We start from the raw sequence: 1,907 nt of genomic DNA, 5'->3' as shown, positions 1-1,907 counted from the left end.
ACATTGAACAACAGCATTTCTTCAAGTATATTGGGTGAGGAATTTAGAGAAAAGGCCGCGATGATCATCCCCGTCGTAGCAATTAGTGTGCTATTGCAAGGAATGAAATCTTATTATCTTGATTTATCATTCCAACTGGGCAAAAAAACCACTTTGCAAATATGGCCTGTCCTTGTGGGTGGGGTGATCAATATCGTCCTAAATTTCGCTTTCATCCCTGTCTATGGAATTCAGGGAGCGGTATATGCTACTTTCATTGCTTATATCGCGGCTTTTGTTTTAAGCGGAATGATAGGTAGAGCAGTCTTTCCATTGACAATTCCATTAAGGGATTTTGCAAAAATCGTTGTCTGTGCCATGGTTATGTCCATTCCTCTTTATGTTTTGGATAGTGCGGATGATAATTTATATCGTCTAATAGCAAAGATTGGTTTAGGATTTTTTGTGTATTTTGCGATGGTGTATATTTTAAACGTCTGGCAGATACGTGAACATGTAAGTGGCTGGGCGGCTAAATTAAAAATGGAGAGGAAGTAAAAAACAACGATGAACAAACATATTGCGCTTTTCCTCCCCTCCCTCCGCGGCGGGGGAGCCGAGAGGGTGATGGTGAACTTAGCGAAAGCATTCGCTAAGAATAACTTTCAAGTTGATCTTGTCTTAGCTAAAGCAGAAGGGCCTTATTTGTCTCAAATTTCTAGTGATATTCGTATTGTCGACTTAAATGCATCCCGTGTTGCCCTAAGTTTGTTCCCATTAGCCAAATATTTGCGCAAGAACAAGCCGTTTGCTTTAATATCTGCATTAAATCACGCCAACATTATCGCGATTTTGGCAGCTGAAATCTCTTTGACAAAAACAAAAATTATAGTAACAGAACATAATACATTAAGTCGAACCTTGTTGCATCCCGCAAATGTTCGCACGAAACTCATGCCTTTTTTGATGAAGCTTTTCTATCCAATGGCTGACCATGTCATTGCGGTGTCTAACGGTGTAGCGGATGATTTATCGAAAACATTAAATCTTCCCCGATCAAAAATTAAAGTCATTTATAATCCGGTCGTCACCGATGATCTATTTGAAAAAGCGGATGAGGAAGTGGATCATCGTTGGTTTCAAGATAAGCAACATCCCGTCATTTTAGCCGTGGGGCGCCTGACAGAGCAAAAAGATTATCCTACACTGATTAAAGCTTTTTATCATGTGCGGCAACAAAGGAAAGCGAAATTAGTGATTTTGGGCGATGGCGAAAAGCGGGAAGAGTTGTTAAATTTAATAAAGGATATGGGATTAGAGCAGGATGTGGACATCATAGGGTTTGTGCAGAATCCGTATGCATATATGAAACGTTGTTCCGTATTTGTTCTTTCTTCTAAATGGGAAGGGTTGCCTACTGTTTTAGTAGAAGCCTTAGCCTGCGGTGCAAATATAGTGGCTACAGATTGTCCGAGCGGACCAAGGGAAATATTAGAGGATGGGACGTATGGGATGCTAGTGCCGGTTGGGGATGTAGAGGGGGTAGCGGGAGCGGTATTGAAATGTTTATTGAAAAATGATCTAGATAAAGATAAGTTGATAGCAAGATCAAATGATTTTCATGTGGAAAAGATAGCTAGGGAGTATATCGATTTGTTTCACTTGCTGTAAATGTATAAAATTTGCAACCAAACTAAAGAGGAGTCATGATCTGAACTCTTAGGATGGAATAGATGTACTTATAAAATGCATCTTGAAAAGCTACCGTTTTGATTACGCAGCACATCCCAAGCACCGCAACACGTCTTCGGGCGTTCTTGAATGTAATAAACAAATCGCTGAACCGCTTGCAGGATCTCATAGCGGTCTTTGTGAGAGGCGTTCGCGATCACCGTATCCTTCAGCTTTTATAGACTCCCATGACAAAA

General features: G+C 40.5%; 2 protein-coding genes. Both read left to right on the top strand.

All coding sequences use genetic code 11. The features are described 5' to 3' along the window. Nucleotides 1–537 (top strand): polysaccharide biosynthesis C-terminal domain-containing protein (locus VU18_RS16265; RefSeq protein WP_173426835.1); only part of this gene is annotated, 537 nt, incomplete at its 5' end. A 9-nt stretch (nucleotides 538–546) separates the two neighbouring features. Continuing rightward, the gene (locus VU18_RS16260; protein WP_047758550.1) at nucleotides 547–1,650 is read left to right on the top strand and encodes a glycosyltransferase; all 1,104 of its coding nucleotides are present in this window, start codon (nucleotides 547–549) and stop codon (nucleotides 1,648–1,650) included. Nucleotides 1,651–1,907 lie beyond the last annotated feature (257 nt).

The sequence above is a fragment of the Geobacillus sp. ZGt-1 genome, from assembly GCF_001026865.1.
GTDB lineage: Bacteria > Bacillota > Bacilli > Bacillales > Anoxybacillaceae > Geobacillus > Geobacillus thermoleovorans.
Note: the sequence above shows the minus strand (reverse complement) of the source record. Positions and strands in the feature narration are given on the sequence as shown.

Coding starts and splice junctions, on each gene's coding strand:
- VU18_RS16260 (WP_047758550.1), top strand. CDS start 547: ATGAACAAACATATTGCGCTTTTCCTCCCCTCCCTCCGCGGCGGGGGA.